The sequence below is a fragment of the Anoxybacillus sp. J5B_2022 genome (assembly GCF_026847645.1).
Lineage (GTDB): Bacteria > Bacillota > Bacilli > Bacillales > Anoxybacillaceae > Anoxybacteroides.
Window position 1 is genome coordinate 1 of sequence record NZ_JAPSMC010000163.1, and the last position, 850, is coordinate 850.

At 31.2% G+C, this 850-nt stretch carries 1 protein-coding gene; it reads right to left on the reverse strand.

Features of this window, described 5'->3' with window-relative positions:
• Positions 1–153: 153 nt before the first annotated feature.
• Positions 154–777 carry an IS607 family transposase gene (locus M4I42_RS16990; RefSeq protein ID WP_268853205.1) on the reverse strand — a complete coding sequence of 208 codons (624 nt, stop codon included), beginning with the start codon at positions 775–777 and terminating at the stop codon, positions 154–156.
• Between the last annotated feature and the right edge of the window lie 73 nt (positions 778–850).

Below are 850 nucleotides of genomic sequence, written 5' to 3' on the forward strand. Positions count from 1 at the left end.
AGTTTGTCTAGCTTGTTGTAAGAAAGGTATGTGCCATTTTGAAAAAAAGTTTGCCTGACTTGATAGTTTGCAAAGTTGTACAAATTCTTTGATTGGAAGCAATATTCGTCTAACATGTGATAATAAGGATGAGTAGGACAAATGATATGCCTTTCAACACGATTCACTTCCATCTTCGCTATTCACCTCCTTTTCTTCTAATATCTTTTTTATTTTTTGTCCTTTTCTTTTAGAGTATAATCTCATCGAATAACCATGCAAGAAATGAACGATTTCTTCAAACACTTCTTCGCTGTCTAGCTTTAGAGATCCTTCTTCGCTCATGACTACAATTTCACAATGATATTTCTTAAACAGATGAGAAAATAATTCAAACCCTACTCTGCTTAATCTGTCTTTATAAGTAATGACAACCCTTTCTACTTTTCCTGCCATGACATCGTCAAGTAATTTGAAAAAGTCTTTTCTCTTTTCAAAACTGATGCCACTTGCTACATCTGAAAATACTTTTGACACAGAATACCCATTTGCAAAACAAAATTGTTTTAGCATCTGAATTTGATTTTCTAAATCAGCTTTCTGTTTTGGTGTAGAAACTCTCGCATATATATAAGTTTTTCTTTCTACCCCTTTGTTGAACAACTTATACACACTATCTTTATCATAATCATATCTACCATTAGGTAGAATATTTACTTTGATTACCCCTTCTTTAACGTATTTTGTTAAAGTAGGTCTTGATATTTGAAGCAATTCTAATACTTCTTTTGCTTTTATTGGAATCACCACCTTTCGCAATATGATGATAACATATTGCCAGATCAAAAATAACTATTTTTATAAAAATTTT